We start from the raw sequence: 24,739 nt of genomic DNA, 5'->3' as shown, positions 1-24,739 counted from the left end.
CCATGCAGGCCGTGAAGTCGAAGGCATCAAATACTTCTGCCGGACTGGCGAAGAAGCCAAAGCACATCAACTGGATGACGCGCGGCCCACGGATGAAAGTCACCGCGCGATCAGTTGCGGACACACACCACCAGCCTTCGTCATAAGCGTCTTGCACTGCCAACTGGAAGTCGCCGACACAGCCGAAATAGATGTCGATATCGTTGATTTCGCGGCCAGTGAAAGCGCTTGTGAGCGCGCCGCCAGCGATGATCCCGCGTTCAGGCTGGAAAGAATCGGCTGCCGCCATGATCTTGGCCAGCTCGGCCCGGTGCTTGGTAGCCGGTGAAATGTGCATTTCCATGGTTGCTCCTTTTGAAAAAAGAAAAGCGCCCTCGGATGAAGACGCTTTTGTTTTTGGCCCCGCTTAGCCCAGCGGGGGAGGGCACATGCAGGCCGCATGCTGGCAAAGCTCACATCTCAATCTCCTTCTCAAACCGCAACGCCCTCAACGAAGACGCTCTGGTCTGAGCCCTTTCAGGCCCAGTCGCGGCACACCCATGCCGCTGGCTGTTTCTGCTCTTGGGATCCACCCTCACCGGAGAGATAGGCTTGCATCCGGGCGCCCCGGGACTGAGTCCCTTCGCTGCACTTTTGCGTTACTGCTTTGTGCTGCGATGTGGTGAATTGAATCATGATTCAGTTAGCGGTGTCAATCATGATTTAAATTTATTTTGAATTTCTATTCAGTCAAGGGTAAGCTCCACCCATGACCACACACCACACAGACGAAAAAAAGCCCGCTCTGGGCGGGCTGGTTGAGGATGCGTTCTGGAAGGAGGCGAGGGCGTTGCAGCTAAGAGCTGACCGTGGTGAGCTCAATGCAGCGCTGGAGCTCTACGGCCTAACGCTCAAGTTCATCAAGACGAGACACAACTCTGATGGAGCAGCTGAGCAGGATCTCCGGCGCGGATGCAATCATGCTTTTGGTCACCACATTCGAAACAAGATAGGGTTGTTGATCTGTACTGCTTGCTTGGGCGTGATCGACCAATGAGAAAGTCCAGTAGTTGTGCGCTGCTTGAGCTAAGTCACTAACTTCTTCTGATGGAACAAGTGCTATTGGTGCAATATGCACGGATGCACTTTCACGAGTAGCCTCAACCTCGTAGATGATATTTCTCGGGCCGAATTCATCTCGATAGGCAGCGGCATCTGAGGAAAACATCAAGCAGAAAACACAATTCATTCTTGATGGTTTATTGGGGTAATGCGCCGCCCTTACTTCTTCAAGAATTTTTTCTCTTTGAACAACAAATGATTGTTGATCATTGAATCGCATTAGCCTTCCCCAATTCCCCGGCTCAATCACCGAGCCCACGCCAAGAGGTATTGGCGCGACGTGGAAGAGGTTCATTTAGTAATTTTGATTCTTGTCTTTGAAACCAGAAGGCTTGAATCCCCCAGATTCAGCGATCAATGCTGAAACAGCTCCTGCAAACCTACCCAATGGGTTCTCTTTGCAGAATTTTTCCGCATATAGATTTATGGTTGCTGGCTCTGGTATGTTGACTTGTGGGTGCGAAGCGAAATGGTTATATGCAGACATGTAACCCATTGCCCACTGGCTGAATGCAGCATTAGACCTACCAGACTGATGTATTTCTATAAATTCACCGCAGCTGACCATGCCGGCGCCGCGAGTTAAGCCTACTCGCTGCGCGTAAGCAGGATTAGTGAAAATCAGAAAAATCCAAGCGATAGTAAATAATCTTTTATACATTTCAATATCATTTCGATCGCCGAAACTTACGCCTATGTTCCAGCATTGTCCCTATCACAGACAACTCATGCTCATCGCTTCGCAAAATGGGGTAGTCATCATTCAATGGAACGAGCTCAAAAATTTCTTTGCCAGCGTAATCAATTCCACGAACTCGGTATTTTTTGAATGTGGCTTCTTGCTCTGAATTTCGAGCCGCTACAAAGTCTCCTGGTCGCGGAATCACCTCGGGGTCAATCAGAACCCTGTCACCTTCGCGAAATTCTGGGAGCATCGAATCTCCCTCAATCTCGAAGTAGAACGCCCATGCAGAAGCATCGTTCTCGCCAAATTCGACTGCGAAGCCATCGCCTGGCTCATAGGGACACACCATCTCTTTTGTGCGCCCTGCCTGAATCTTGGAAATGACAGGGTAGGCACGCATTCCTGCGGCGATGGGTCGGATATTTCTATCGAATGTCGCATCCATAGACCCTACACCGGTTGCAAGCCAATCTGGGCTGACGCGCAAGTAGGCTGAAGCCTTGGTGTTGTTGGCTGCAGAAAAAGCTTTTGACAGGCCGTCGAGTACGCGTTTGACAGCTTGATAGCTGACTCCCATACCTGTGGCGAGTTGGGATACGGAGGTCGATCGCGCATCCATGGCCGCCTTGAGGCGCTCGCTGTATTCAATCATGCTTGAAATATGCTTGAAGGAATGTGAATAGTGATTGCATTTCAAGATGAATCATGATTCAATTCGCGCATGAACAAAGCTGAAGCAATTCAACAACTGGGCGGCTCCATCCCGGCTGCTGCCAAAGCAATTGGTGTGAGCTATCAGGCCGTCAATCAGTGGCCTGAAGTTCTTCCGGCACGCATCGTCGACCGCGTGCAGGCCGCCCTCTGGCGCATGCAGCAAGCAGAGCAGGCCGCCCCCGTTTCCCCCACCACAACTACTCAAGAGGCCTGAGCCATGTACGCCGACCCCGCCCACATTCGCAAGAACCGTGTGAACTTGTCCCTGAACGATGCAGAGGACAGGCTGGCCGAAGCGATGGCCGAGTTCAACGGCATGCAGAAGTCTGTATTTCTGCGTGAGCTGGTTTTGGAGGGTTTGACTCGTTTCCATAGCTCCAAGTCTGCAGCGGCTGCTACAGAAATGCGAGCTACAAACTCGTGACGCTGGCGCGTCATTTCAGCAACGGTTGCGTAACGCGGAATGAAAAACAGTGCCAGCACCACCACCCACCGGGCAGCCCCTCGATCTTTCGGATCAAGAAGCCGCTGCACTCGATGCCTATGCCGCAGAGCATGGGCTTACCCCTCAACAAGCTGCCACCAAGCTGGCACAGCAGAGCCTGGACGAACGCTACCGCATCAAGCAGCAGCAGGGCCGGGTTTTGCCATTTCGGAGGCGCTGATGGCCCTCTCTGAACTTTTCCGTTACGCATTTGTTCAAGGCGGCCGGCCATGAACTACTACCCCTTTCACATTGGCGACTACCTGAGCGCCACCCGGCATCTGAGCTGGGAAGAGGACGCGGCATACCGCCGTCTTCTCGACACCTACTACATCACCGAAAAGCCGCTGCCGGTTGAGCTGCGCGCTGTCTGCCGCCTTGTCCTGGCCACCACTGAAAGCCAGCGTGAAGCTGTTGAAGTGGTGCTGCAAGAGTTTTTCGAGCTGACGGAAGCCGGCTGGATCAACCGCCGTGCAGATGCCGAAATCGCAACCATGCTGGACAAGCAGGAGAAGCAACGGGAACGTGCCAACAAGCGCTGGAAAAAGCCAGCTGGCAATGCCTGCGACGATCAATCTGGCGACCACATGAATGGCAACGGCACTGCAAGTGGTGATGCACCGGCAATGCCACGGCATACAGATTCTTATGCCACGGCATCGGATTCTGATGCCAACGCATTGCCACCAACACCAACACCAACACCAACACCAACACCAACACCAATAAATAGTTCCGTAGCTAACGCTACGGGCGGCGAGCCGCCGAAGCTGACAGACCCCGCAGAAATCATTTTTGGCTACGGGCTGTCCATGCTGGTCAACGCCGGGACAGGGGAGAAGCAGGGCCGATCCTTCCTCGGTGGCCTGCGCAAGGCCCATGGCGATGAAGCCTTGATCGACAAGCTGCGCGAATGTGCAAAGGCCAAGCCCCTGCAGCCGCTGGAGTGGCTGGCCGCCGCGCTGCCGCCGCCTGTTCCCGGCCGCCGCACAACCGTGATCCCGCCAAACCGCCAGGAAGCCCTGGAGCAGCGCAACCGCAACGTGGCCGACGCCTGGGCCGCAGAAGGAGCATGACATGCGACAGTCCGATCGCTCATCGTTTGCCCAGCTGATCACCGACGTGCTGGCCTACTACGGCAAAGATGCCAGCCGCTTTGTGCTGGACCTGTGGTGGAACGCCTGCCAGGCCTTCGACCTGGAGCAGATCGAAAAGGCGATGCAGCGCCACTGCACAGATGCCGAGCACGGCCAATTTGCGCCGAAGGTAGCCGACATTGCCCGCGTCCTACAGGGCACCACCACCGACCGTGCTGCCATGGCCTGGGGCAAGGTTCTGGAGGCGATTGGCGCTGTGGGGGCCTACACCGACGTGGTGTTTGACGATCCCGCAATCCATGCCGTGGTCGAAGACCTGGGCGGCTGGCCAAAGGTGTGCCGGACCGAAGTCAAAGAACTGTCCTACCTGCAGCACCGTTTCCAGCTTGCCCACCGGGCCTACACCGAAAGCGGCCAGTTCGAGTACCAGCGCCGTCTGCCGGGCGACCGCTCGCCGGACCACGACTACACCAGCCGCGGCATCCCTTTGCCTAGGCCCGCTCTGGTCGGAGACCGTGAACGTGCCATTGCGGTGCTGAAAAACGGCAGCCCCACTGGCAAGACCCGCATTTCCACGCTGCCAGAGCAGGCCATGCACCTGCTGGCCAACACCACCACGCAACAGGAGCTTCTCGCATGACCTACGCCAGCTTTATGACCCAGGAAGAGGCATGCGCCCTGAACAGCATCCTCATGACCGAAGGCCAGGACGAGGACCTGCTGGCTGCAATGAACTGCGTGTCCATGGTCAGCCGTGGCGCGCAATGCGTGCACTTCGCCATTCGCGTGCTCGACAGCAAGAGCGAGCCCGTCAATCTGATTGAGGTCTTCGAGTTCATCCACAAGCCGACCAGCTTGAGCCGCTTTCCGGATGTAGCACCTCAGATGACCCTCGAAGTTCTGACAGAGATGGCCATGAACGTGGCCACCAAGGAATGGGCCCTTGAATTTTTCGACCAACGCTGCCAGGCCATGTGCCCGCCTGAGCTGGGGTTGGAGGACTTCGGTCTGTAAGCCATCAACGAATAAAAGCAGGAGCAACGAATCATGATCATCATTGGAATCGACCCAGGTTTGACAGGTGCTTGCGCGGTGCTGGACAAGGCTGGTGTGAAAGCGGTCTTTGACCTGCCCACCATGCCGGTGCCCGGGGCTGGCCCGGACTCCCTGGTCAAACGCAAGATCGACGGCTATGCACTGTGCCAGTTGCTGCTCAAGCATTGCCCTGCTGGTGAAGCCAAACCGCAAGTCTTCATCGAGCGCGTCATCGCCATGGGCGGCAAGAACAACTCCGTGCAGACGCAGGCCAGCTTGCTGCGCAGCCTGGGAGCGATCGAGACTGTGGTTGAGTGCCTGAAGTGGCCCGTGCAGCATGTGCCGCCTCAGACCTGGAAGAAGCTGTTCCGTCTTGGCTCCGAGAAAACCAAAGCTCTGGAAATGGCCCGCAAGCTGCACCCGGAAGCCGCCGGCGACCTCACGCGCCAGAAAGACCACAACCGCGCCGAAGCGGTGCTGCTGGCCCACTGGGGGAAGGTGGAGTTGGTATGAAACTGAATATGAAACCCGGAGAGCTTGGTGTAGTCATATCGGGCAACAAGAGTTCTGGCCGGATTGTCAGAGTTGAAGCATTGATGGAAGAAGGATCTTTTGCTCACTCCACGACCGGAGAGTTATTCGAAATCGGTACCTCCGACATGTGGGTGCTCTCCGAGGGCACGGTGATGAGGTTTCACGAAAACGGAATCATCGTTGAGACGGAATTCGCAGAGGATAAGTATCTGCGCCCCATCCGAGACCACGGTGGAGAAGATGAAACGCTGACATGGGCTGGGAAACCAGAAAAGGTGACTGCATGAGCTGGCTCTGGCTTATCCCCGCATTCCTGGCCGGCCTGGTGCTGGGTATCACCCTGGTCATCGCTGGTGCTGCCAACAGCATGGAGGGCTACTGACCATGGACACGACCTCATCCAACGTCATCCCCCAGAGCTTCGGCGGCCGGCCATACCCACAGATCGCTGAGCTGGTCGATGACCTGAACGCAGTGCTGGGCAAGTACGACGGCCAGATCCCGCTGGCGGCAGCAATCGGCGCGCTGCGCATCGTGGAGCACGGGCTGCTCCAGCAGGAAGGAGCGTGACATGCGCGACCGCCTCACCCTCGTTCTCAAGACCCCAGAGCAGGGACACATAGCCGTCATCAGCGCCTGGAAGCAGGCCAAGCAGGTGCTGGAGGATGGCCGCCGTCTGGTTCTGGAGCTCCGGCCCGAGCGCCGGCAAGAGCGCCACAGCCGCCACTTCCACAGCCTGATCAACCAGATCAGCGCGCAAGTGGGCGGCGACCTGGCCAACACCGACGACGCAAAGCGGATCCTGATCAGCGCCTTCCGGATGGACACGCTGCGCGATTCCCAGTTCTGCGACGAGTGGGCGCGCTTTGGTGATCTGCGCATTGGTCGTGGCCTGCGTGGTGAGACCGTAATGCTGGGAACCCAGTCCAAGGACTTCACCGACAAGATGGCCCGCGGCTTCATCGAATGGCTCTATGCCTTCGGCGCTGAGGCGGGCGTGGCTTTCAAGCCATGGGAGGGAGATCAGTGCTGAACCGCCTGACCAATGCCGAGCGCGAGCATCTGGCCCGGGTGAAGCAACTGCCCTGCAGCGTCTGCGATGAACCCGGCCCCAGCGAAGCCCACCACATCAAACAGGGCCAGCAATACACAGCCGTTGCCCTGTGCCCCAGCTGCCACACCGGCTCCCTCATGGGCTGGCACGGCCAGAGGCGCATGTGGGCTATCAAGAAGATGGATGAAATCGCAGCGCTGAACATAACAGTAAAGCGCTTGATGCTAGAAAAATAGGAGCAAATATGAACGCAGTGGCAGAACACCAGCACATCGACGAGTGCCAGCTGAACGACTTGCTCAACGAGATCCTGAGGGAGTGGCACAACTGGAGCGCCGGCGACACGATTGCCGAGGGCTACCCCAGCCGCTCACCGTCCTGCGCCCTGGGCCCGGCGGGCAGCGATGGAGAAGGCCCATGCATGGAGACCGTGGACGCTGTGATGGACGCCATCCCCCAGCCCCACCGGACCGCCCTGGCATTCCAGGCGCGCAACCTGCACAGCCGGGCCCAGGTGTGGAGCAGCCCCAGGCTTCCGGCCAATTGGGAAGAGCGCCAGATTCTGCTGATGGAGGCCCGCAACCTGTTCACGCGCGGCCTGATGGAAAAGGGCGTCATAGGGGGTTGACGCAAAAAACAGTTCGTGCAGAATACGTCTCGGGCCGTTGCGCCCAAAAATTCCAAAGCCCTGGCCTCAACCGCCGGGGCTTTTTCGTTTGTCTCCTGCTGGCCGAAAGCCGGCACCTGCCGCCCTGGTTCGCCTCGGCGGCTTTTTTATTCCCGAAAGGCAGTCATGAGCGACGCAGCAATCGAGCAAGAGATCCAGGACAAGGGCAAGACCGCTGCGCGCGTCACGCCTGCTGACATCGAGGCGAATATCGCCAGCGAGCACTACTTCACTGCAGAAGATGGCGTCGGTCGTGCAAATCGCGGCCATACAAGCGTCGGCGGGAAGAACCCCTATGCGCTTTCGCTGTTGACCTTCTGCGTCCTGGTGCTGAAAAACGGCTTCACTGTGACGGGCGAGAGCGCATGCGCCAGCCCTGAGAACTTCGACGCTGAGATCGGCCGAAAGATCGCGCGCCAGAACGCGGTGCAGAAGATCTGGCCCCTGATGGGCTACGAGCTGCGCTCCAAGCTGGCAGAGCAGTAACCCGTTTCCCGCTATGGCAAGGATCCCGCTGTGAGCCGCAGCACCAAGTCGAAAGGTGAACCTATGTTCCGCAGTCGTGTCGTTGCGCTGGCCCTGGCCGCATGCGCTCTCATTGGTCATTCTGTGGCCGCAGTCATCAGCCAGCCCATCGCCGCTGTGTGTCGCTACATCAGATTCCATGTCAAGGAAGCCTGCGCCATGGCTTCCCAGGTGGCCGAGCAGAAGCAGACCAAGCCTTCCATCCTGGTCAAGGCGGCTGCATTCGCTGCATCGCTGGCCAAGCGTGAACGCCCAGTGCTGACCGCCTCCTGGCGCATGTGTCCGTCAGCCTGATCTCCACTGCTGGTAGAGAGCCCTCGAGTGAGGGCTCTTTGCATTGCATCCACGCGGGTGCATCGCAAAGACAGTTTCGCCACCACCAGGCGCGTCCGGCAAAGCATGCACTGACACATGGGACGCTAGGCCTGTGTGGTGGCACCTCATTGAAAGAAAAGCATGGCACTCACCCCAAAGCAAGAGCGCTTTGTGGCCGAGTACCTGATTGACCTGAACGCGACTCAGGCCGCGATCAGGGCTCGCTACAGCGCAAGAACTGCTGCATCACAAGGTGAACGCCTGTTGAGAAATGTTGAGGTAGACACGGCGATTAAAGCGGCCATGAAGGCCCGCGAGCAGCGCACTCACATCACCCAAGATCGGGTGTTGCAAGAGTTGGCGCGCATCGCCTTCTTCGACATTCGCCGCCTCTACCGAGATGACGGAACCATGAAGGATCCGCACGAGATGGATTCGGACACCGCAGCGGCCATTGCCTCCATCGAGGTCAAGGAAGAGATGGAGCGCAGCGAAGAAGTTGATGAAGAGCTCGAAGACCAGCCCCACGGTGGCGCTCTCAAGCGTAGGCGCGGCAATCTGGTTGCTGGCTACACGCTCAAGACCAAGGTCTTTGACAAGGGTTCTGCACTCCAGCTGGCAATGCGTCACCTCGGAATGCTGAACGACAAGATTGCCCATACAGGCCCGACTGGCGGCCCCGTCGAAACCATCACCCGCGTTGAGCTGGTCCCCCTGAAGAAATGACAACTGCACAGATCGCCCTCCCTGAAAAGCTGATTGAGCTGTTTTCGGGGGAGGCAGACGTGCGCGCGGCCCACGGCGGCCGTGGCTCTGGCAAGACTCGCAGCTTTGCCACGATGGCGGCGCTCAAGGGCTACCAGTACGGCATGGCCGGCACGAGCGGCATCATCCTGTGCGCGCGCCAGTTCATGAACTCCCTAGAGGATTCCAGCCTGGAGGAAGTGAAACGGGCCATCGAGGACGTGCCATTCCTGGCGGCCTATTACGAGATGGGCGAGAAGTTCATCCGATCGAAGGATGGGCGCATCAGCTTCGCCTTCGCCGGCCTGGACCGCAACATTGCCTCGATCAAGTCCAAGGGGCGCTTGCTGCTGTGCTGGGTCGATGAGGCCGAGCCGGTCACGGAGACCGCCTGGCAGACACTGATCCCAACGCTGCGGGAAGAGGGCGACGGCTGGAACGCCGAGCTTTGGGTCACATGGAACCCGCTGCGCAAGAATGCGCCAGTCGAGAGCCGGTTCCGCCACTCCAAGAATCCGCGCATCAAGTGTGTGCAGATCAACTGGCGCGATAACCCGAAGTTCCCGGCCAAGCTGGAGCGGGATCGCCAGGCCGACAAGCTGGAGCGCCCAGACGATTACGAGCACATCTGGGAAGGCGCATACAAGGAAGGCCACGTTGGGGCCTATTACACGAAGCAGTTGCTGCTGGCCAAGGAGCAAGGGCGCATCGGCGTGGTCCCCATGGACCCGATCATGAAGCGCCGGGCTTATGCCGACATCGGCGGCACTGGACGGGATGCCGACAGCTTCGCCCTCTGGATAGCCCAGTTCGTGGGCCAGCAGATCCTAGTGGTCGACTACTACGAAGCCCAGGGCCAGCCCATGGCGGCCCATATCGAATGGCTGCACAGCAGAGGTCACAAGCCTGAGAACACCATCATCCGGCTGCCCCATGACGGGGACACGAGCGACAAGGTGTTCGCAGTCACCCCAGAGAGCGAGCTGCGCAAGCACGGCTTTGACGCCAGCAGCATCCCGAACCAGGGCAAGGGCGCCGCGCTCAAGCGGGTAGAGGCCACACGCTCGCAGTTTCACCGCTGCTGGTTCAACGAAGAAACAACTGGCCCGGGCCGCGATGCCCTGGCCTGGTATCACGAAAAGCGCAACGAGCAGCGCGATGTGGGCCTGGGCCCAGAGCACGACTGGTCAAGCCACGGCTCTGACGCCTTCGGGCTCATGTGCTGCGATTGGCAGCCGCCGCGCGTCATGGCGCCGTTACCGCTCCCTCAGATAGGAATTGTGTGATGACAATGGAAAAAGACACGTTCCGGCAGGTGCTGGAGCATGAAATCGATGATGCGCAGAGCTGGCTCACCGGTGGCATCCGGGCCGAGCAGCAGCGCAATCTGCAGTATTACCTGGGCCTGCCGCTGGGCAACGAGGTGGATGGCCGCTCTCAGGTGGTTTCCTGGGATGTGTTCGAGACCATCGAGAGCGCACTGCCGAACTTCCTGGAGCCTTTTTTCTGCGGCGACAACATTGGCGAGTTCCTGCCTCGAGGCCCTGGTGATGCGGAGTATGCAGACCAGGCCACCGAGCTCGTGAACTTCGTCATTCAAAACGAGAACCCCGGCTTCCTGATCTTCATGGACTGGATCAAGGACTCGCTGCTGAGCAAGATCGGCGTGGTCCGTGCCAAGTGGGTGCAAGAAGACCCGGTTCGGCAGGAGTTCCGTGGCCTTACCCTGGAGCAGGTCACTCTGATGACCCAAGACCCTGCGGTATCGATCATCGAGGCGGAATACTCTGAGCAGTTGACGCCCGATGTGATGCAGGCAGCCGGCCTGCAGATGCCAGAGCTGTTCGATCTGACCATCATGCGCAAGCAGCGCGGCTGCGTGAAGCTGCGCAACGTTCCGCCCTCTGACTTCCTGGTCAACCGCACGGCCAAGACCATGGAAGAGGCCCGCTTACTGGGCGAATGGGTCACCTACACGCGCTCTCAGCTCAAGGAAATGGGCATCAGCGATGTGGACGAGATCAAGAGCTATGACGGGGCCAGCAACCTGCTGGAGGAAGACGAACGCACCAGCCTGCCCAACGACAGCGCCGATAAGTCGCTGGAAGAGGTGAGGTTGTTTGAAGGCTTCATCCGCTGCGATTACAACGGTGACGGAGTGGCCGAATGGCGCCGCATCCTGGTGTCTGGCGATCGCGAGCTGGAGAATGAAGAGGTCGAGGGGCACGAATACGCTGTCCTGACGCCTATCAAGCTGCCGCACCGCGTGATCGGCATGGCCTTGGCTGACCCGGTGACGGAGCTGCAGCGCCTGAGCAGCGGCCTGACGCGCCAGTATGTGGATTCGCTGTATCTGGCCAACAATCCGCGCACCTACGTCAACCAGAAAGCAGTCGTCAACCTGGACGATGTGATCAGCAATCGCATCGGCGGGATCATCCGGGGCGAGGGGCCAGCACAAGACGCTGTGTCGCCTATCAAGACCGCCCTGGTTGCCACCGAGTCGCTGGCCGGAATCGAAATGACCCAAGGCATGCGAGAGCGCCGCACCGGCGTCACCCGCTACAACCAGGGGCTTGACGCTGACAGCCTGAACAAGACCGCCACGGGCATCACCAAGATCTCCAACATGGCCGACAGGCGCATGCTGCTGATCCTGCGTATGTTCGCCGAAAGCGGGGTGAAGGATCTGTTCAAGCTGGTGCTCAGGCTGATCACCCAATACCAGGACATTCCGCTGACCATCCGGCTGCGCGATGAGTTCGTGCAGTTCGACCCTCGCATGTGGTCGCCTGACATGGACGTCAGCACGGACGTTGGCCTCGGCACGGGAGACAAGACCGAAACCCTGATGGTGCTGCAGCAGTTCGGCCAGTTCATGCAGCAGGCCGCACAGGTGGGCATGGTCGGCCCGGAGCAGATCTATGAATTTGGCAAGGCCCTGGCCAAGAACGCCAAGCTCAAGGGCGCGGCCGAGAAGTTCCTGATTCCGCCCGACAAGATTCAGCAGAAGCCGCCCCAGCCATCGCCGGAGCAGATCAAGGCCCAGATGGAGCAGGCGAAGTACCAGCATCTGCAGCAGATGGAGGTAATCAAGCTCCAGGCTGAGGCGGCAGAAGGTGACAAGCAGCGCGCCGCAGATCGCCAGCTCAAGGAAATGGAGCTGCAGCAGGACGCCTGGAAGTCTCTGATCGAGCTGTCCGCCGGCTACGTGATGGGCCAAGCACGCATGGACGGCCAGATGACGGAGCCGGCTCAGAACCTGATCGGCGGCACGCAGCTGGATCAGAACATGCAGGCGCCCAACATCACGCCGGAGCAGCTTGACTACGTGGCACAGGTCATCAACGGATTTGCCAGCCGGTTCCAGAGAGGACAAGCATGAGCGACGCTAAATACCGGGCAGAGCAGGCCACGCGCCTGCTTGATGACCCGCTGATGAAAGAGGCCCGCTCCGTGGTGGAGCAGGCTTTGAAGGACGAGATCCTGTCTCTGCCGCTCCATGAGCGTGAGCGCCGCGAAGCCGCGGTTGCCATGCTCAAGGGCGCAGAGCAGTTTTTCCGAGTGTTCCATCTTGTGATTGACGGGTACAAGCTGGAGCAGGCCGAGTTGACCAATGAGGCCCAAATCCAGTCCCGTCTCCAAGCCATCCAGGAGCGCATGCGCGATGTCTAAAGCAAAGAGTAAAGCGGGCGAGGCGCCTGCAGTGGAAACCAACGAGGCCCCGGGCAATGAAGCCCCTCCTGCCCAGGAGAAGACGGTGGAAGTGGTCGCGGAAGCGGCTGAGACTGAATCCAGTCCCGTCTCCAAGCCGGCTGAAGATGATCCAAAAGTGGATGATCCAGCCCCCCAGGACCCGCTGGAGCCGCTCGAGGCCTTCCTGCGCCGTGTGGAAGGCAAGCACATCGATCGCGACGTGGTGGCCACGGCTGCCACTCACCCGCATGCCTCTGAAATCACTTGGCCCGGCACCTATGGCGGCATCCGCCTGAGCGCCGGCCCTGTGTCGGTGACCTACAGCGACGGCACCATCGAGTAACCGTTTTTCAACACCGCCCGGGCACGGTTTGCCCGGCTGACCAGTTAGGAACAACCCGACAAGGGGCTGCATGCGACGGCGTGCGGCCCTTTTTTCGTTGGGCTCACACCTGGGCAGACCAACCACACCAACGACCATGGACGACGATCAAGACCAAAGCCCGACGCTGGAAGACCTGGCCAGTGCACTGAACGAAGACGAAGGACAAGCGCAAGACGCCCCCGAATCAACAGAAGGTGTAGACGATTCCCAGGCCGAAGGCGCCACCGAAGCCGAAAGCGACCTGGAAGGCGAGCAAGAGGCAGCTGCAGACGACGAAGGACAAGCCGCCCAGGCCCCTGCCGACGATGCAGTCATTTCGTGGACCACTGCCGGCGGCGAGGCTCTGGAAGCCCCTCTCTCTGAGCTGAAGGCTGGTTACCTGCGGCAGTCCGACTACACGCAGAAGACCCAGGCCCTGGCCGATGAGCGCAAGCAGGCATCGGAGCAGGTTGCCAAGCAGTACCAACAGGTGCAGGAGTTCGCACGCGAACAACCGCGAAGAGCTGGCCGATGTGATCTACCGCATCTCCCCTGAAGAAACCCCCTTCGTGTCGGCCATCAGCAAGGGAGCCGCATCCTCGGTTTTCCCAGAGTGGCAGACCGACGCATTGGGCGCAGCCGCCAACAACAAGGTGGAGCAGGGCAACAACGCAACCATTGCAGCCACCACACCCACTAAGCGAGTTGGAAACCGAACACAGATCTCCGAAAAGACCTTCTCGGTCACGGGCACGCAGGAAGTGGTGGACAAGGCCGGCCGCAAGTCGGAAGTGGCCTACCAGAAGGCCAAGAAGATGCTCGAGCTCAAGCGCGACATCGAGTTTGCGGCCATCAACAACACCACGGCGGTCACAGCAGCCTCTGGTGTTGCGCCCCAGGCTCGCGGCATTGCCGGCTGGCTGGCGACCAACAACAATCTGGGCGCTACCGGTGTTGCACCGAACCCCGACACCAACACCGCACCGACTGACGGCACGCTGCGAAGCTTCACCGAAGCGATGCTGAAGGACGTTGGCCAGAAGTGCTGGGAGCAGGGCGGAGATCCCTCGCTTCTGTTCGTGCCTGCAGCATTGCGTGCAACGTTTTCGGGCTTCACTGGTGTGGCCCAGAAGACCAATGACGTGAAGTCCAAGGCCGCCACCACTGTGGCCACTGCAGACATCTACGTCGGCGACTTCGGCACCTACACGGTGGTCAACAGCCGCCATCAGCGCGCCCGTGATGTGTTCCTGATCGATCCCAAGCGCTGGAAGCTGCTGACCCTGCGCGGAATGAAGGCGACGCCTCTGGCTAAGACCGGTGACGCCGACAACTGGATGATCAACACCGAGTGGACGCTGCAGTCCAACCAGGAAGCCGCCAGCGGCGCTATTCGCGACCTGCAGCCCTGATCCATCCGCCAACTGAAAGAGGCCGCCCTACGGGGCGGCTTTTTATTTATGCAGAAACGAATCCTGAGCAACAACGGCTACTCGCGCACCCTCTGGCACGACCACGGTGATGGCAAGGTGACTGTCCAACAGGTGACAGACGTCACGGCCGCCGTCGAACGTGCCAAAGGCCTGCACAACATCGGCGCGCACACAACCGGCATGGGGGACAAGCATGTGGCCTCGGTGCCCATCCCTGTGCTGGCCGAGTGGGCCCAGAAGCGTGGCAAGACCTATGCCGATGTTCTTCAGGATTCGGGTTTATTGAAGCAGTTCCTGGAGGACCCCGATAACGGCGTCTTCCGTGTCTGGAAGGGCCGGTTATGACATACGTACTGCCATCGCTGGCTGTTTCAGGAAATGCGGCCGAGGCCAATTACATCAGCCTGAGGAAGTCTGTAGCCGCCTGGCTGAACCGCACTGACCTGGATGTCGTCATCCCCGACTTCGTGCGCATGGCAGAGGCTGAGTTTGCCCGTGATCCCCGGATCAAGACGGTCATGCAGACCACGCGTTATGCAGATACCGTTCTGAATGGTCAGATCGTCCTGCCTGACGACATGCAGGAGCTGAAGGAACTGCGCATCAACAGCGCTCCGTTTTATCAACTCACGCTCGAAGACTTCCGCTCCAAGCTGAGTGGCTCATATTTCACCCGCATCGGGCAAGTTGCCCAGATCCTGGGCAGCCCCACAGGCGTTCCTTACGAGATTCTCTACACCCAGCGCTATGCGCCTCTAGTGTTCAACGAGGACTCAAACTGGTTGCTGCGCAACAACTATGACGTCTACCTGTGGAAGTGCTGCGAGCAGGGCGCGGTCTGGCTGCGCGATCCTGAGGGCGTGACCGGGTATCGAGCCAAGTACGAAGCGGCGGTGCAGGAGATGCTCTCTGCAAACAACAGGTACAACTGGGGCGGAACGCCTCTGGCTGTGAGTGCACCGGGGGTGGTATGAACACAGTTCAGGGATTTATGCCCGACGCCGACCCGACCATGGCCGGCCTGTTGACCGACTGCAGCAACCTGATTCCCTCTGAATTGGGCATGCGGCCCGGCCCAACGCTCTCTGTGGTGGGTGTCGACCCTCTGCCGGAAGCTGTGCGCGGCGCGATGGCGGCCATTGACCTGGACGGCAACCGCATTGCCCTGGTTGGAACAGTTGCAGGGTTGTATTCGCTAACAGGGCGCACCTGGGTCAACGTTTCCGGCACTGGCGGCCCTTTCAGCCTGGGAGATAGCGAGCGCTGGGCACTGGCCCAGTTCGCCAACAGCTCGGTTGCCTCATGCCGGAGCGCCGGCATGCAGATCAGCACCGCCGGAGCAGACTTCTCGCCCGTCGCCGGCGCCCCTAAGGCCAAGATTCTGGTCAGCCTCAAGGGCTTTGTGATGGCGTTCAACACGTCAGACACGAGTTTCGGCGATGCGCCGGACCGCTGGTGGTGCTCGGCATACCTGAATGCATCGGACTGGACGCCAAACGTGTCGACACTGTGCACCACCGGGCGCCTGGTCGAGTCTGGAGGGGAAATCTCGGCCGCGCACCGCCTCGGTGATGACGTGATCGTCTACAAGCGCCGTTCTACCTACGTTGGGCGCTACACAGGGCCCGCCGAGGTGTGGAACTACACCATGGTCGACTCTGACGTGGGCTGCGTGGGCCAGGATGCAGTGTGCGACACAGGCAAGGCGCATTTCTTCATCGGCGACGACGACATTTACTCGTTCGACGGCGTGCAGGTCCGGCCGATTGGCCGCGGCATCTTGCGGGACTGGTTTGTCTCCGTGCGCGACCCGAAGTTCATGCAGAAAAGTGTGGCCTTCTGGGACAAGCAGAATCAGCTGGCCTGGTTCTTCTTCCCGAGCGTGGGCGGGAATGGTGAGGTCGACAAGGGCTTGGTGTTCCACCCGTCAACTGGCCGCTGGGGCCGGGCCGATCACTACATCCGGGCCGTGGTGCGCTATGCATCGCCCCCAGCGACGTATGACGGCGGATCGGAACTGGTGACGGACTATGAAACCGGTCCGCAGATCGACTTTGATTCTCCCTTCTGGGTCGAGTCTCAGGAGCTGATGGCCGGGTTTGATGCTGATGACCGCCTTGTGACGTTCGCCGGACCAGCGGCTCCATCAAGCTTCACCACAGGCGATTTCGGCGACGAAGAGCAGATGACGTGGCTCGACCGCGTAACCCTGCGGCTGAAGGTGTCTCCTCAAAGCGCTACGGCGACGGGCTTCACCAAGGATGATGGCGGTCTGCCCGTAAAACAGGCGTCCGTGGCCATCCGTGACGATGCGGCTTTTGACCTCCGGCAGCGCGCCAGGTGGCACCGGATCAGGGTTGACAGCATTGGCGACTATGCCTTGATCGGCGTTCAGCCAAGGCTTAAACAGGCGGGGTACCGATGAAGCTGCAAACCGACAACCTGCGCCTGGGCAACGATCTTTCGTCGCTTTTGCGCGCGTTGGCCCAGGTCCTGCCTGACTTCGCAAAACAGGTCAATGCAGTGTCTGAGGGGCGGCTATCTGGCAGCTACAACGCTTTGACATCACCGCCAACAACCGGGAAACACCAGGCTGGGGATTACATCAAGAACAGTGCTCCTGAGGTTCTTGGCACGGCCGGCGCTCAGTATGTGCTCAAGGGTTGGATATGCGTAGCCGGTGGCGAGCCGGGTACCTGGGCAGAAGACAGAGGGATGACCGGAACATGACGTACAAGCTGCAAGTCATCCCTGCGGCATTCATCGGCCGGGCCTGGTTGGACGGTGCGCACATGCTGGCCAGGGCCTGCGAAACCTCGGGCGGCGAGATCACTGGTGACCAACTCAAGCTGCTTCTCAGCCGTGGTGAGCGCGACTTGATACGCATCGACCTGGACGGACAGCCCGTGGGTTGGGCAGTGACGCGCATTGACCAGCTTCCCAACGTCCGCGTGCTGCATATCTGCGAGTTGTACGCCCCCGGAGGCCACTGGCTGGCCTGCAGTGAGCAACTGGCGGCCATGGCCCGGGCCAACGGCTGCACAGAGATGCGCTGCAGCGCCAAGCCGGCGCAAGTCAGGCTCTATCAACGGCATCTCTCCTGGGAGCCGATTTACACAACCTTGAGGATGCCCATATGAATCCGCATCAAGAAAAGCGCCGCGCCATGGGCCAGATGAAGGCCTGTGGCGGCGGTGGTGGCGGCACTAGCACCAGCAGTAGCGCGATTGCCTATCCTGACGAGATCCGGCCTTTGCTTTCCAATGTGGCCAACCTTTCGACCCAGCTGGCAAACAAAACATGGCAGGGCTACGGCGGACAGCGCTATGCAGACCTGAATAACACCCAGCAGCATGCGCTTCAGGGCATCACCGACCGGGCGACCGGCGGTTCTGACCTGTGGAATCAGGCTCAGGGAAATCTGCAGCAGATGATGGGCGACCAGACGAATCCCTATCTGGACCAGCAGGTGGCCAATGCGCAAAAGTCGGTGGTCGACAACTACAACCTGACAGCCAAACCGCAGATGGAGTCAGCCATGGTCGGTTCTGGCTCCTTCGGAAATTCCGGCCTGCAACAGATGCAGCAGCAGTCCCAGAACCAGCTGCAGCAGAACCTGGGCAACGTCGCCACGCAGATGTACGGCAATGCGTACAACACCAATCAGGCGAACCGTCTGTCGGCATTGGGCATGGCACAGGGCTTCGCCAATCAGGACTATGCAGACCTGAATCAGCTTCTCAATGCTGGCAACACGCTGCAGGACCAGGCGCAAAACAACGCCGACTTCAACTATGAGCAGTGGCAGCAGCAGCAGGACGACCCCTACAAAAAGCTGCAGGCCATGACCGGCGTGATGAACAACACCGCCGGCAGCACCACAACGACAAACCAGAGCGGGGGTAAGTAATGCTGCAGTTCTTGCCAATGGCAGTGGGTGCCCTAGGCGGCGCCTTGACGAATAAGGACCCGCTGACGGGCGCATTGACCGGGGCCGGCCTGGGCGCAGTGACTGGTGGATTGGGTGGTCTGGGCGGTGCTGCAGCTGCTCCCGCTAGCGGCCTAGGACTGACTGCTGGGGCCTCTGGCCTTGGTCTGCAGGCACCCGGCGCGCTGGGGGCGTCTCTGGCCGAGATGGGCGGTGCACAAGGCCTGTCATCTGCGGGTGCTGCTCTTCCCGGAGCGGCGCCGGCGGCCCAAACAGCCGGCCTGCTGTCGCCGGCAGGTATGAAGACGTTCTCGGATATGGCCGGCATCGCCGGGAAGATGGGCCTCATGGACAGCCCGCAAGGGCCAGTTGCCCAGTCCGCTGGAATCCCTGGCAGGCAAGCTGACTTCACTGGCCTGCTGTCGGGCGCCCGAGGCAACCAGATGTCGGGCGCGGAAAAACTCATGGCTCAGCGCGCTGCGCGCAGGGGGTGATTTATGGCAACACAGATGCCAAGCTATGGCGCATACCAGCAGGTCTTTGGCCAGCAGCCTGAGCAGGGCGGTGTCATGGGCTTGCTCAGCTCGCCGGTGGCTCAAGGGCTGCTGGGGGCGGGCCTGGGCGCTCTGGCCAGCCGTGGCACAACGGCTCAGGCCATTGGTCGCGGCGGTCTACTCGGCCTTTCTGCTTATGGTCAGGCCCAGGATACACAGAATAACCGGCTCCTGCAGATGGCCCAGGCCAAGCTGCAGCAGGATGCCCTGGCGAAGATGGCGCCCACTGAGGATGGGGCCATTTCGGCTTCTCCAGCCACTTTCCTACAGGCCGGGTTCTCCGATCCCAGCAAATGGGCCGACATCCGCAATGTAGGCCGAGACAAGCTGAAGGAGATTCAACAGGTCACCGGAGCCGATGGGTCCAAGTCGCTATATGGCGTGGATGAATACGGCGGCGTGCGCAACACCGGCCTTACCAATGCGCCTGAAATCAAGACTCAGGACATTGGCGGCCAGGTGGTTGGCTGGAACCCCTATACCGGGCAGCAGGCCAGCGCCTTGGAAAAGTCGCTGACCCCCGACCAGGTACAGGACACGGCCAATCAGCCATTCATGATGGTCAACGGTCAGATTGTGGCCAACCCAGCCTATCAGGCCTATTCCAAGGCCAAGGCTGCCGCCGGCGCCGCGCGCACCAATGTGCAGATCAACAACAAGATGGGCGAGAGTCTGGCCGGCCAGATCGGCCCCATGATGAAGGAATCGCAGATTGCTGCTGATGCCGCGGTGAAGCAGGTCCAGGCGGCCAACAGCATTGATCAGGCGCTGAACTCTGGGCAGGTGATCACAGGGCCGACAGCGAATGCACGCCTGACCGTGGCGCAGTGGGCTGACACGCTGGGCATGGGTGGGAAAGACCACAAAGCGAAGCTGGAGAACACTCGCTCGGCGATGCAGGGCTTAGCTCAGCTCACGCTGCAGGGTCGCCAGCAGATGCGGGGCCAGGGGGCGATCACCAATGATGAAAGCAAGTTGGCGGAACGCGCGATCTCTGGAGACCTGAGTCTCACACCGGATGAGATGCGAGTTCTCAGCAATGCGGCCCGCAGAGCAGGGGAGCACATCTACAGCGAGCACCAACGCAAGGTGCAGGCGGTGGCAAGCAATCCTGACTACGCAAGCATGGTGCCGTTTTACACGGTTCCACAGATGCCAACAGCACCACAGCCCCCGGCGACCCAGAATCAAACGCCTGGCGGCTGGGGCATTCAGAGAGTGAACTGAGATGGCGACCTATCGCATCACAGCGCCTGATGGCGCTTCCTACGAAATCACGGCGCCTGACGATGCGACGCAAGATCAGGTGATGGCCTATGCCCAGGCGAACTACGCCCAGGCTGGCCGGCCGATAAACCAATCAGGCGCCAGAACGTCCGCGCCAACTCAGGAGACCGCTTACAACCCAACGGATGACATGGGCGTTGGGCAAAGGGTTCTCGCAGGCGTTGGCATGGGTATGAACGATCTTTGGGTTGGCGCCAAACAGCGTCTTGGATTGGCATCCCAAGATGAAGTTGATGAGAAACGGCGCTCAGATGCAGCACTGCGAAACACCACCAGTGGGACCGTTGGCTCTGTCCTCGGGAAAGTCGCACTTTCTGCTCCGACATTCCTGGTCCCAGGGGCAGGCACTTTGGCCGGTGCGGCTGCTACTGGCGGGGGGATGGGGATACTGGAGCCCACGGCCCAGGGAGAGTCTATTGCCAAAAATGCAGCCCTCGGCGCCGCCGGGGGTGTTGCGGGCGCGGTAGCTGGCAGGGCTCTTGGATCTCTGTATCAAGGTGGTAAGGCTTTACTGGAGCCTTTCTACCAATCCGGGAGAGAGAAAGTCGTTGGGCGCGTGCTGCAGCGGTTCGCAGAACAACCAGGCGCCATCGCCAACGCCAATAGCAGGGCAACGGCAACCGGCGCTATACCGACATTGGCGGAATCCACCGGGGATCGAGGAATAGCATCGTTGCAGCGCGCTCTAGAGTCGATTGACCCCCAGCTTTCCGGTCGATTTGCCCAACGAGCAGCAGAAAACAATGCTGCCCGTGTTGGCGTATTGCAGGGCATTGCCGGTGACGAGGCAAGGCGCGCAGCACTGGATGCGTCTATCAAGGCACAGACGGGCCCATTGTATTCAGCCGCCACCAGCAAGACAGTTCCTGTTGATTCCGCCTTCAATGAACTGCTCGCTCGGCCATCTGTGAAGTCTGCTCTTGGTCGCGCTGGCAATATTGCTCAAGAACAAGGACGCATGTTGGGCCTGACTCAGCCAACAGTTTCACCAGCATCCATGCTGCTAGATGCTGCAGGGAAGCCAATCACTGCATCTGCAGTCAAGCCTGGGACCATCACTGGTCAGGCATTGCAAGATCTGAAAATGGGCATGGATGACATGCTCAGAGACCCGACTGCTGGCATCGCTGGAAAGGAGGGGGCTGCGGTTAAGGCAACTCGAGCGCAACTTGTGGATTGGATGGAAAGACAGATCCCTGAGTTCAGGACTGCGAGGGAGGCGACTCTTGCCGGCAAAAAGCAGCTCAATCAGATGGATGTGGGGCAGCGACTGCTGGACAAGACAACTGCAGCGATTCGAGATCTTGGAGGAAATCAGAAGCTGCAGGCCAATGCCTATGCTAGAGCGTTGAATGACGAAATGGGTCTGGTCAGGAATGCAACTGGTTTCAGAGGGGTGAATAGCCTGGACCAGGTAATGACGCCAGCTCAAATGGCATCTCTCAACGCGGTTCGAAAAGAACTCGAGCTAAGTGCCAATTTGGCCCAGGCTGCAAACGGTGCGGGTTCTCAGACTGCAAAGTCGCTAGCCTCTCAAAACATGATGCGGCAACTGATTGGGCCAACCGGGTTGCCGCAAAGCTGGGCTGAGAGCGCCTTGATGAGGACTGCCTTGAGGCCCGTGCAGTTCGGTATGCAGGCTGCAGAGCCTATGGTGCTTGATGATCTTGCGAAAGCACTGTTGTCTCCAACATTTGCTCAGCAGACTTTGGCGAGAGTAACCCCTCAGGCCACAAGAGGGTTGCTGAGCGCTGGAGGAAGCAAAGCGCTGAAGCACGGCGCCGCGGCTACCAACCGCACAGCTATCGAAGGTCTGTTGTCGCTCAAGGATTGAAGTACAGAGACATGCAGGCGAAGAAGACGACATAGAACAGGATGATCCCGCATGTCGTCTTCCACCTGTGACGCTCAAGTAGAGTCGAGTCGAAGAGCTTCCACTTGAGTGGGCCGTCTGGGATCAGCTTCCAAGCTGCCCAAGTGATGGGGGCAATGATGAGAGTGAAGAAGGCAATCGCAATCACCGGCTTCAACAGCATCACCCAGAAAGCATCCATCACGCGCCTCACTTCTAGCAGGAAATAGCCTGAATAGTACCAAACCAGCATCGCGAGCAATTGGCCCCAGCAATAGGACCACCTGATATGGAGGAGGTTGGCTTGACCGTCTCTGTCCCCAGGACGTCATGTCCGATTCGAAACTGTTGACTTAACCCACAACCCCTAAAGCGAAAGCCCCAGAGCGTGTCCAGCGCCTGGGGCTTTCTTGTTTCCACCCCTTGAAGAGAGCAAGGAGAAGAACGTCCGTGAAGTTTACCAAGATGACCATTACAGGACAACTCGATGAGAAAGGCGCCAAGCAAGTCGCATCCCGCGTCGCCTGGTCCTATGTCATTGCCTCCGTTGGCGCCGCCATGGGAGGTGCCGCTGCACTGATCTACGCCATTCGCTGGTGGTAACAGGCAGCTCCAAAACGTCCTCAACTTCAACCCGCCATGGTTCGCCCTGGCGGGTTTTTTCATGACAAAACGCCATGCCAGTACCCAGCAGCATTGATGACCTGGACCCTGTTGCCTCGGATAACTCCCCGGCAGGCTCCGAGCAGGTCTTTCCGAACCTGGACAACTACCTGCGCTCGCACGCGGCATTCATTGCCCAGTTGCGCGACTTGGTGAGGGACGCAGCGCCGGCCATCGGCATGACCCAATGGTGGGGTGGAAACCGCGCTCACATTCCATCAAAGCACCAGCCACAGGATGGTCAGGAAGCCAATCGGGCTGATTACCCAAGCCTCTGGGCTCTTGTGTCTAGCGGTGGTATGCCTCTGGTCACAGAGGCTTCATGGCAAGGTAATCCATCGTTGCGCGGCAGTTTCTCCACTGGGAATGGATCAAGCACCTTCCGATTTCCCGATCTCAACGGAAAGCAGACGAACTCAATTGGCGCTGTTGCTTTGCGTGGTGATGGGGCTGCATCCACTGGGACCGCTGGCGCCATGCAGGACAGCCAAAACAAGGCCCATGCGCATGGAGCAACTATCGATGCCGCAGGAATGCATGGCCACTCATTTGGAGGCACTACAGGCAGCAGCGGTTCTCACAACCATGGTGTTCCTGACGTCAACACATCAAGTGGACAACCTGGCAATGGATTTGATGGCGGCATCGGTGGTGTTACCCAAAACATACCAACTACTGATTCAGGAACGCATGCCCACTCATTCGGTGGCACTACCAATGGTGCAGGCAGTCACGCACATATCGCAACCATTTCTTCAGATGGCGGCACCGAAGCTCGCATGAAGTCCGCAACCGGCGTTTGGGTCATTCGCGCCCTTTAACTCTTACCTCTTCAAGCCATGCAGAAATACAAAAGCAATCTGACTTCGGTCAGCGGCGCAGCCGTGCGCGGCGCTTCTATTACTGTGCTCGATGAGTCGGGCGCGAATGCCACTATTTTTCTCGATCGAGCCGGGACTATTCCGGCTGGAAATCCGCTGAAGACGGCCCAGGATGGGACGTTTGAGTTCTATGCTGCAAATGGACGCTACAGCCTGCGCACAGATTCTTCTGGCCTGAATGTGCTTGAGGAAGATGTGATCTTGACGTTTGACCCAGACGATGCAACGGATTCCGGCCCAATAGCTGATGCTATTCAAGAGGCTAACGATGCAGCTGATCACGCCCAGGAATCTGCTGATAGGGCTCAGCAAATTGTCGTTAATACCGTTCCAACGTTTGGAACATATGCCTTGGCTATGTCTTCCTTGTCATCCGTTCAAGATGACATGCTTTTGGAGATTTCCCATGACGAGACGCATTCTGGAGCTCGGACACGATATTTCAAGCGAACCGGTAATGTCCTTGAATTTTCGGTAAATTTGGATCAACTCCGATTGGATCTTGCTGAGGATGACGGTTCCCAAATAATCGGATTCCGCCAGCAGGGAACAGGCGCCGTTCAGAGAACCATGGAAGATAAGGGTTGGGAACTCCGAACCCCACAGGACTATGGTGCGAAATCGGATGGATTATCCGATGACTCAGATGCGTTGAATAAAGCTTTTGTTGGCCCCGTTACTCTTACAAAAGGATTGTATTTAGGAAATCCATTTGCAGTATCAAGACTATTCCTTAAAGGAATTGACGCTGAAATCAAGAAACTGGACTCCTCTGGGAATATCATATCCCTAGATAGCGCAGACAATAGCTATATCACCGACATACGTATTCGTGCCAACAAGGGTGGAAATGCTGATGCAAGCGGCCATCATATAGCTGTTGCGGACGGAAAAGAGATGTCTTTCAGCAATATAGACATCCTTGGTGCAGAAGGAAAGGGTGCAGGGTTATTATTTTATCCAAATGCCATACCTTTCCAAGAAAGGATAATTGTCACAAATATTCGAGGATCATATAACCGCGCAGCTGATGGTGATGGCTGCCTCGTCTTGATGACGAAGGTGCGAAACTCTGTCGTTTCCAACATTCTTGCAAAGGAATTTGGGAGGTTTGGTGCTGTGGAGT

General features: G+C 58.8%; 37 protein-coding genes. 32 read left to right on the top strand and 5 right to left on the bottom strand.

Annotated features, from left to right (window positions below):
* The 4 genes from P353_RS18970 to P353_RS18960 form a co-directional block, all read right to left on the bottom strand.
* A partial coding sequence (locus tag P353_RS18970) for a hypothetical protein (RefSeq protein WP_034373026.1) occupies positions 1–343 on the bottom strand: 343 nt, incomplete at its 3' end.
* Between the two features lie 540 nt (positions 344–883).
* Positions 884–1,396 (bottom strand): DUF2441 domain-containing protein, encoded by a 513-nt coding sequence (locus tag P353_RS28895; protein WP_113707739.1) that lies wholly within the window; start codon positions 1,394–1,396, stop codon positions 884–886.
* Positions 1,397–1,762 carry a hypothetical protein gene (locus tag P353_RS29330; RefSeq protein ID WP_157839640.1) on the bottom strand — a complete coding sequence of 122 codons (366 nt, stop codon included), beginning with the start codon at positions 1,760–1,762 and terminating at the stop codon, positions 1,397–1,399.
* A 7-nt stretch (positions 1,763–1,769) separates the two neighbouring features.
* Positions 1,770–2,438, bottom strand: a complete 669-nt coding sequence (locus tag P353_RS18960; protein WP_034373019.1) for a LexA family protein — start codon at positions 2,436–2,438, stop codon at positions 1,770–1,772.
* Positions 2,439–2,507: 69 nt separating this feature from the next.
* Here P353_RS18960 and P353_RS18955 point away from each other — a divergent pair, with 69 nt between their 5' ends.
* The 29 genes from P353_RS18955 to P353_RS18810 all read left to right on the top strand — a co-directional run bounded on the left by P353_RS18955 (position 2,508) and on the right by P353_RS18810 (position 22,051).
* On the top strand, positions 2,508–2,714 hold the full coding sequence (locus P353_RS18955; RefSeq protein ID WP_034373017.1) for a Cro/CI family transcriptional regulator: 207 nt from the start codon (positions 2,508–2,510) through the stop codon (positions 2,712–2,714).
* A gap of 3 nt (positions 2,715–2,717) precedes the next feature.
* Entirely contained in the window at positions 2,718–2,924 is a 207-nt protein-coding gene (locus P353_RS18950) for a hypothetical protein (RefSeq protein ID WP_034373014.1), read from the top strand.
* A 290-nt stretch (positions 2,925–3,214) separates the two neighbouring features.
* On the top strand, positions 3,215–4,060 hold the full coding sequence (locus P353_RS27650) for a YdaU family protein (RefSeq protein WP_052084939.1): 846 nt from the start codon (positions 3,215–3,217) through the stop codon (positions 4,058–4,060).
* A gap of 1 nt (position 4,061) precedes the next feature.
* Positions 4,062–4,721 (top strand): DUF6475 domain-containing protein, encoded by a 660-nt coding sequence (locus P353_RS18935; protein ID WP_052084938.1) that lies wholly within the window; start codon positions 4,062–4,064, stop codon positions 4,719–4,721.
* Positions 4,718–5,095, top strand: coding sequence for a hypothetical protein (locus tag P353_RS18930; protein WP_034373008.1), 378 nt, complete (start codon positions 4,718–4,720; stop codon positions 5,093–5,095). Before P353_RS18935 ends, P353_RS18930 begins: the two co-directional genes overlap by 4 nt.
* Before the next feature lie 33 nt (positions 5,096–5,128).
* Positions 5,129–5,629, top strand: a complete 501-nt coding sequence (locus P353_RS18925) for a hypothetical protein (RefSeq protein ID WP_034373005.1) — start codon at positions 5,129–5,131, stop codon at positions 5,627–5,629.
* A complete protein-coding gene (locus P353_RS18920) occupies positions 5,626–5,937 on the top strand; it encodes a hypothetical protein (RefSeq protein ID WP_157839639.1) in 312 nt (103 codons plus the stop codon). Before P353_RS18925 ends, P353_RS18920 begins: the two co-directional genes overlap by 4 nt.
* A gap of 97 nt (positions 5,938–6,034) precedes the next feature.
* A complete protein-coding gene (locus P353_RS18915; RefSeq protein WP_034372999.1) occupies positions 6,035–6,220 on the top strand; it encodes a hypothetical protein in 186 nt (61 codons plus the stop codon).
* Between the two features lies 1 nt (position 6,221).
* Positions 6,222–6,683, top strand: a complete 462-nt coding sequence (locus P353_RS18910; RefSeq protein ID WP_034372997.1) for a recombination protein NinB — start codon at positions 6,222–6,224, stop codon at positions 6,681–6,683.
* Entirely contained in the window at positions 6,677–6,940 is a 264-nt protein-coding gene (locus P353_RS18905; RefSeq protein WP_080750617.1) for a hypothetical protein, read from the top strand. The genes P353_RS18910 and P353_RS18905 overlap by 7 nt, the downstream gene beginning before the upstream one ends.
* Positions 6,941–6,948: 8 nt before the next feature.
* Positions 6,949–7,332: a hypothetical protein gene (locus P353_RS18900; protein ID WP_034372993.1), complete on the top strand. Its 384-nt coding sequence runs from the start codon at positions 6,949–6,951 to the stop codon at positions 7,330–7,332.
* Between the two features lie 165 nt (positions 7,333–7,497).
* On the top strand, positions 7,498–7,857 hold the full coding sequence (locus P353_RS18895) for a Gp49 family protein (protein WP_034372990.1): 360 nt from the start codon (positions 7,498–7,500) through the stop codon (positions 7,855–7,857).
* A 63-nt stretch (positions 7,858–7,920) separates the two neighbouring features.
* Positions 7,921–8,190: a hypothetical protein gene (locus P353_RS18890; protein ID WP_157839638.1), complete on the top strand. Its 270-nt coding sequence runs from the start codon at positions 7,921–7,923 to the stop codon at positions 8,188–8,190.
* Between the two features lie 162 nt (positions 8,191–8,352).
* The gene (locus P353_RS18885; protein ID WP_034372984.1) at positions 8,353–8,937 is read left to right on the top strand and encodes a terminase small subunit; all 585 of its coding nucleotides are present in this window, start codon (positions 8,353–8,355) and stop codon (positions 8,935–8,937) included.
* The gene (locus tag P353_RS18880; protein WP_034372981.1) at positions 8,934–10,241 is read left to right on the top strand and encodes a PBSX family phage terminase large subunit; all 1,308 of its coding nucleotides are present in this window, start codon (positions 8,934–8,936) and stop codon (positions 10,239–10,241) included. Before P353_RS18885 ends, P353_RS18880 begins: the two co-directional genes overlap by 4 nt.
* Entirely contained in the window at positions 10,241–12,340 is a 2,100-nt protein-coding gene (locus tag P353_RS18875; protein ID WP_034372978.1) for a portal protein, read from the top strand. The genes P353_RS18880 and P353_RS18875 overlap by 1 nt, the downstream gene beginning before the upstream one ends.
* The gene (locus P353_RS18870) at positions 12,337–12,630 is read left to right on the top strand and encodes a hypothetical protein (protein WP_034372975.1); all 294 of its coding nucleotides are present in this window, start codon (positions 12,337–12,339) and stop codon (positions 12,628–12,630) included. Before P353_RS18875 ends, P353_RS18870 begins: the two co-directional genes overlap by 4 nt.
* Positions 12,623–12,994, top strand: coding sequence for a hypothetical protein (locus tag P353_RS18865; RefSeq protein WP_157839637.1), 372 nt, complete (start codon positions 12,623–12,625; stop codon positions 12,992–12,994). Before P353_RS18870 ends, P353_RS18865 begins: the two co-directional genes overlap by 8 nt.
* Before the next feature lie 136 nt (positions 12,995–13,130).
* Positions 13,131–13,571, top strand: coding sequence for a hypothetical protein (locus P353_RS18860; protein WP_034372969.1), 441 nt, complete (start codon positions 13,131–13,133; stop codon positions 13,569–13,571).
* Positions 13,549–14,427, top strand: a complete 879-nt coding sequence (locus P353_RS18855; protein ID WP_052084937.1) for a DUF5309 domain-containing protein — start codon at positions 13,549–13,551, stop codon at positions 14,425–14,427. Before P353_RS18860 ends, P353_RS18855 begins: the two co-directional genes overlap by 23 nt.
* A gap of 48 nt (positions 14,428–14,475) precedes the next feature.
* The gene (locus tag P353_RS18850) at positions 14,476–14,793 is read left to right on the top strand and encodes a hypothetical protein (protein ID WP_034372963.1); all 318 of its coding nucleotides are present in this window, start codon (positions 14,476–14,478) and stop codon (positions 14,791–14,793) included.
* The gene (locus P353_RS18845; protein WP_034372960.1) at positions 14,790–15,422 is read left to right on the top strand and encodes a phage adaptor protein; all 633 of its coding nucleotides are present in this window, start codon (positions 14,790–14,792) and stop codon (positions 15,420–15,422) included. The genes P353_RS18850 and P353_RS18845 overlap by 4 nt, the downstream gene beginning before the upstream one ends.
* A gap of 17 nt (positions 15,423–15,439) precedes the next feature.
* Positions 15,440–16,873 carry a hypothetical protein gene (locus P353_RS18840; protein WP_034372957.1) on the top strand — a complete coding sequence of 478 codons (1,434 nt, stop codon included), beginning with the start codon at positions 15,440–15,442 and terminating at the stop codon, positions 16,871–16,873.
* Positions 16,870–17,178, top strand: coding sequence for a hypothetical protein (locus P353_RS18835; protein WP_034372954.1), 309 nt, complete (start codon positions 16,870–16,872; stop codon positions 17,176–17,178). The genes P353_RS18840 and P353_RS18835 overlap by 4 nt, the downstream gene beginning before the upstream one ends.
* Positions 17,175–17,588, top strand: a complete 414-nt coding sequence (locus P353_RS18830) for a hypothetical protein (protein ID WP_034372951.1) — start codon at positions 17,175–17,177, stop codon at positions 17,586–17,588. Before P353_RS18835 ends, P353_RS18830 begins: the two co-directional genes overlap by 4 nt.
* The gene (locus P353_RS18825; RefSeq protein ID WP_034372949.1) at positions 17,585–18,358 is read left to right on the top strand and encodes a hypothetical protein; all 774 of its coding nucleotides are present in this window, start codon (positions 17,585–17,587) and stop codon (positions 18,356–18,358) included. The genes P353_RS18830 and P353_RS18825 overlap by 4 nt, the downstream gene beginning before the upstream one ends.
* Before the next feature lie 44 nt (positions 18,359–18,402).
* Positions 18,403–18,870: a hypothetical protein gene (locus tag P353_RS27645; RefSeq protein WP_157839636.1), complete on the top strand. Its 468-nt coding sequence runs from the start codon at positions 18,403–18,405 to the stop codon at positions 18,868–18,870.
* A gap of 3 nt (positions 18,871–18,873) precedes the next feature.
* Positions 18,874–20,157 carry a hypothetical protein gene (locus P353_RS18815; protein ID WP_157839635.1) on the top strand — a complete coding sequence of 428 codons (1,284 nt, stop codon included), beginning with the start codon at positions 18,874–18,876 and terminating at the stop codon, positions 20,155–20,157.
* A gap of 1 nt (position 20,158) precedes the next feature.
* Positions 20,159–22,051: a hypothetical protein gene (locus P353_RS18810; protein WP_034372942.1), complete on the top strand. Its 1,893-nt coding sequence runs from the start codon at positions 20,159–20,161 to the stop codon at positions 22,049–22,051.
* Here the strand turns inward: P353_RS18810 and P353_RS18805 are convergent.
* The gene (locus P353_RS18805; protein ID WP_054074743.1) at positions 22,041–22,271 is read right to left on the bottom strand and encodes a hypothetical protein; all 231 of its coding nucleotides are present in this window, start codon (positions 22,269–22,271) and stop codon (positions 22,041–22,043) included. The two genes, P353_RS18810 and P353_RS18805, sit on opposite strands and share 11 nt — an antisense overlap.
* Before the next feature lie 248 nt (positions 22,272–22,519).
* Here P353_RS18805 and P353_RS29325 point away from each other — a divergent pair, with 248 nt between their 5' ends.
* The 3 genes from P353_RS29325 to P353_RS18795 all read left to right on the top strand — a co-directional run.
* Positions 22,520–22,672: a hypothetical protein gene (locus P353_RS29325; RefSeq protein WP_157839634.1), complete on the top strand. Its 153-nt coding sequence runs from the start codon at positions 22,520–22,522 to the stop codon at positions 22,670–22,672.
* Positions 22,673–22,746: 74 nt separating this feature from the next.
* Positions 22,747–23,553 (top strand): hypothetical protein, encoded by an 807-nt coding sequence (locus tag P353_RS29320; RefSeq protein ID WP_157839633.1) that lies wholly within the window; start codon positions 22,747–22,749, stop codon positions 23,551–23,553.
* A gap of 18 nt (positions 23,554–23,571) precedes the next feature.
* Positions 23,572–24,739 (top strand): hypothetical protein (locus tag P353_RS18795; RefSeq protein ID WP_034372933.1); only part of this gene is annotated, 1,168 nt, incomplete at its 3' end.

Origin of the sequence: Comamonas testosteroni, from assembly GCF_000761245.1 — a bacterium.
GTDB lineage: Bacteria > Pseudomonadota > Gammaproteobacteria > Burkholderiales > Burkholderiaceae_C > Comamonas > Comamonas testosteroni_C.
This window is presented reverse-complemented; position numbering and strand designations above follow the sequence as displayed.

Bases quoted from the DNA above. Each gene is read 5' to 3' on its own strand.
- P353_RS28895 (WP_113707739.1), bottom strand. From the start codon at position 1,396: ATGAACCTCTTCCACGTCGCGCCAATACCTCTTGGCGTGGGCTCGGTG.
- P353_RS29330 (WP_157839640.1), bottom strand. From the start codon at position 1,762: ATGTATAAAAGATTATTTACTATCGCTTGGATTTTTCTGATTTTCACT.
- P353_RS18960 (WP_034373019.1), bottom strand. From the start codon at position 2,438: ATGATTGAATACAGCGAGCGCCTCAAGGCGGCCATGGATGCGCGATCG.
- P353_RS18955 (WP_034373017.1), top strand. From the start codon at position 2,508: ATGAACAAAGCTGAAGCAATTCAACAACTGGGCGGCTCCATCCCGGCT.
- P353_RS18950 (WP_034373014.1), top strand. From the start codon at position 2,718: ATGTACGCCGACCCCGCCCACATTCGCAAGAACCGTGTGAACTTGTCC.
- P353_RS27650 (WP_052084939.1), top strand. From the start codon at position 3,215: ATGAACTACTACCCCTTTCACATTGGCGACTACCTGAGCGCCACCCGG.
- P353_RS18935 (WP_052084938.1), top strand. From the start codon at position 4,062: ATGCGACAGTCCGATCGCTCATCGTTTGCCCAGCTGATCACCGACGTG.
- P353_RS18930 (WP_034373008.1), top strand. From the start codon at position 4,718: ATGACCTACGCCAGCTTTATGACCCAGGAAGAGGCATGCGCCCTGAAC.
- P353_RS18925 (WP_034373005.1), top strand. From the start codon at position 5,129: ATGATCATCATTGGAATCGACCCAGGTTTGACAGGTGCTTGCGCGGTG.
- P353_RS18920 (WP_157839639.1), top strand. From the start codon at position 5,626: ATGAAACTGAATATGAAACCCGGAGAGCTTGGTGTAGTCATATCGGGC.
- P353_RS18915 (WP_034372999.1), top strand. From the start codon at position 6,035: ATGGACACGACCTCATCCAACGTCATCCCCCAGAGCTTCGGCGGCCGG.
- P353_RS18910 (WP_034372997.1), top strand. From the start codon at position 6,222: ATGCGCGACCGCCTCACCCTCGTTCTCAAGACCCCAGAGCAGGGACAC.
- P353_RS18900 (WP_034372993.1), top strand. From the start codon at position 6,949: ATGAACGCAGTGGCAGAACACCAGCACATCGACGAGTGCCAGCTGAAC.
- P353_RS18895 (WP_034372990.1), top strand. From the start codon at position 7,498: ATGAGCGACGCAGCAATCGAGCAAGAGATCCAGGACAAGGGCAAGACC.
- P353_RS18890 (WP_157839638.1), top strand. From the start codon at position 7,921: ATGTTCCGCAGTCGTGTCGTTGCGCTGGCCCTGGCCGCATGCGCTCTC.
- P353_RS18885 (WP_034372984.1), top strand. From the start codon at position 8,353: ATGGCACTCACCCCAAAGCAAGAGCGCTTTGTGGCCGAGTACCTGATT.
- P353_RS18880 (WP_034372981.1), top strand. From the start codon at position 8,934: ATGACAACTGCACAGATCGCCCTCCCTGAAAAGCTGATTGAGCTGTTT.
- P353_RS18875 (WP_034372978.1), top strand. From the start codon at position 10,241: ATGACAATGGAAAAAGACACGTTCCGGCAGGTGCTGGAGCATGAAATC.
- P353_RS18870 (WP_034372975.1), top strand. From the start codon at position 12,337: ATGAGCGACGCTAAATACCGGGCAGAGCAGGCCACGCGCCTGCTTGAT.
- P353_RS18865 (WP_157839637.1), top strand. From the start codon at position 12,623: ATGTCTAAAGCAAAGAGTAAAGCGGGCGAGGCGCCTGCAGTGGAAACC.
- P353_RS18860 (WP_034372969.1), top strand. From the start codon at position 13,131: ATGGACGACGATCAAGACCAAAGCCCGACGCTGGAAGACCTGGCCAGT.
- P353_RS18850 (WP_034372963.1), top strand. From the start codon at position 14,476: ATGCAGAAACGAATCCTGAGCAACAACGGCTACTCGCGCACCCTCTGG.
- P353_RS18845 (WP_034372960.1), top strand. From the start codon at position 14,790: ATGACATACGTACTGCCATCGCTGGCTGTTTCAGGAAATGCGGCCGAG.
- P353_RS18840 (WP_034372957.1), top strand. From the start codon at position 15,440: ATGCCCGACGCCGACCCGACCATGGCCGGCCTGTTGACCGACTGCAGC.
- P353_RS18835 (WP_034372954.1), top strand. From the start codon at position 16,870: ATGAAGCTGCAAACCGACAACCTGCGCCTGGGCAACGATCTTTCGTCG.
- P353_RS18830 (WP_034372951.1), top strand. From the start codon at position 17,175: ATGACGTACAAGCTGCAAGTCATCCCTGCGGCATTCATCGGCCGGGCC.
- P353_RS18825 (WP_034372949.1), top strand. From the start codon at position 17,585: ATGAATCCGCATCAAGAAAAGCGCCGCGCCATGGGCCAGATGAAGGCC.
- P353_RS18815 (WP_157839635.1), top strand. From the start codon at position 18,874: ATGGCAACACAGATGCCAAGCTATGGCGCATACCAGCAGGTCTTTGGC.
- P353_RS18810 (WP_034372942.1), top strand. From the start codon at position 20,159: ATGGCGACCTATCGCATCACAGCGCCTGATGGCGCTTCCTACGAAATC.
- P353_RS18805 (WP_054074743.1), bottom strand. From the start codon at position 22,271: ATGGATGCTTTCTGGGTGATGCTGTTGAAGCCGGTGATTGCGATTGCC.
- P353_RS29320 (WP_157839633.1), top strand. From the start codon at position 22,747: ATGCCAGTACCCAGCAGCATTGATGACCTGGACCCTGTTGCCTCGGAT.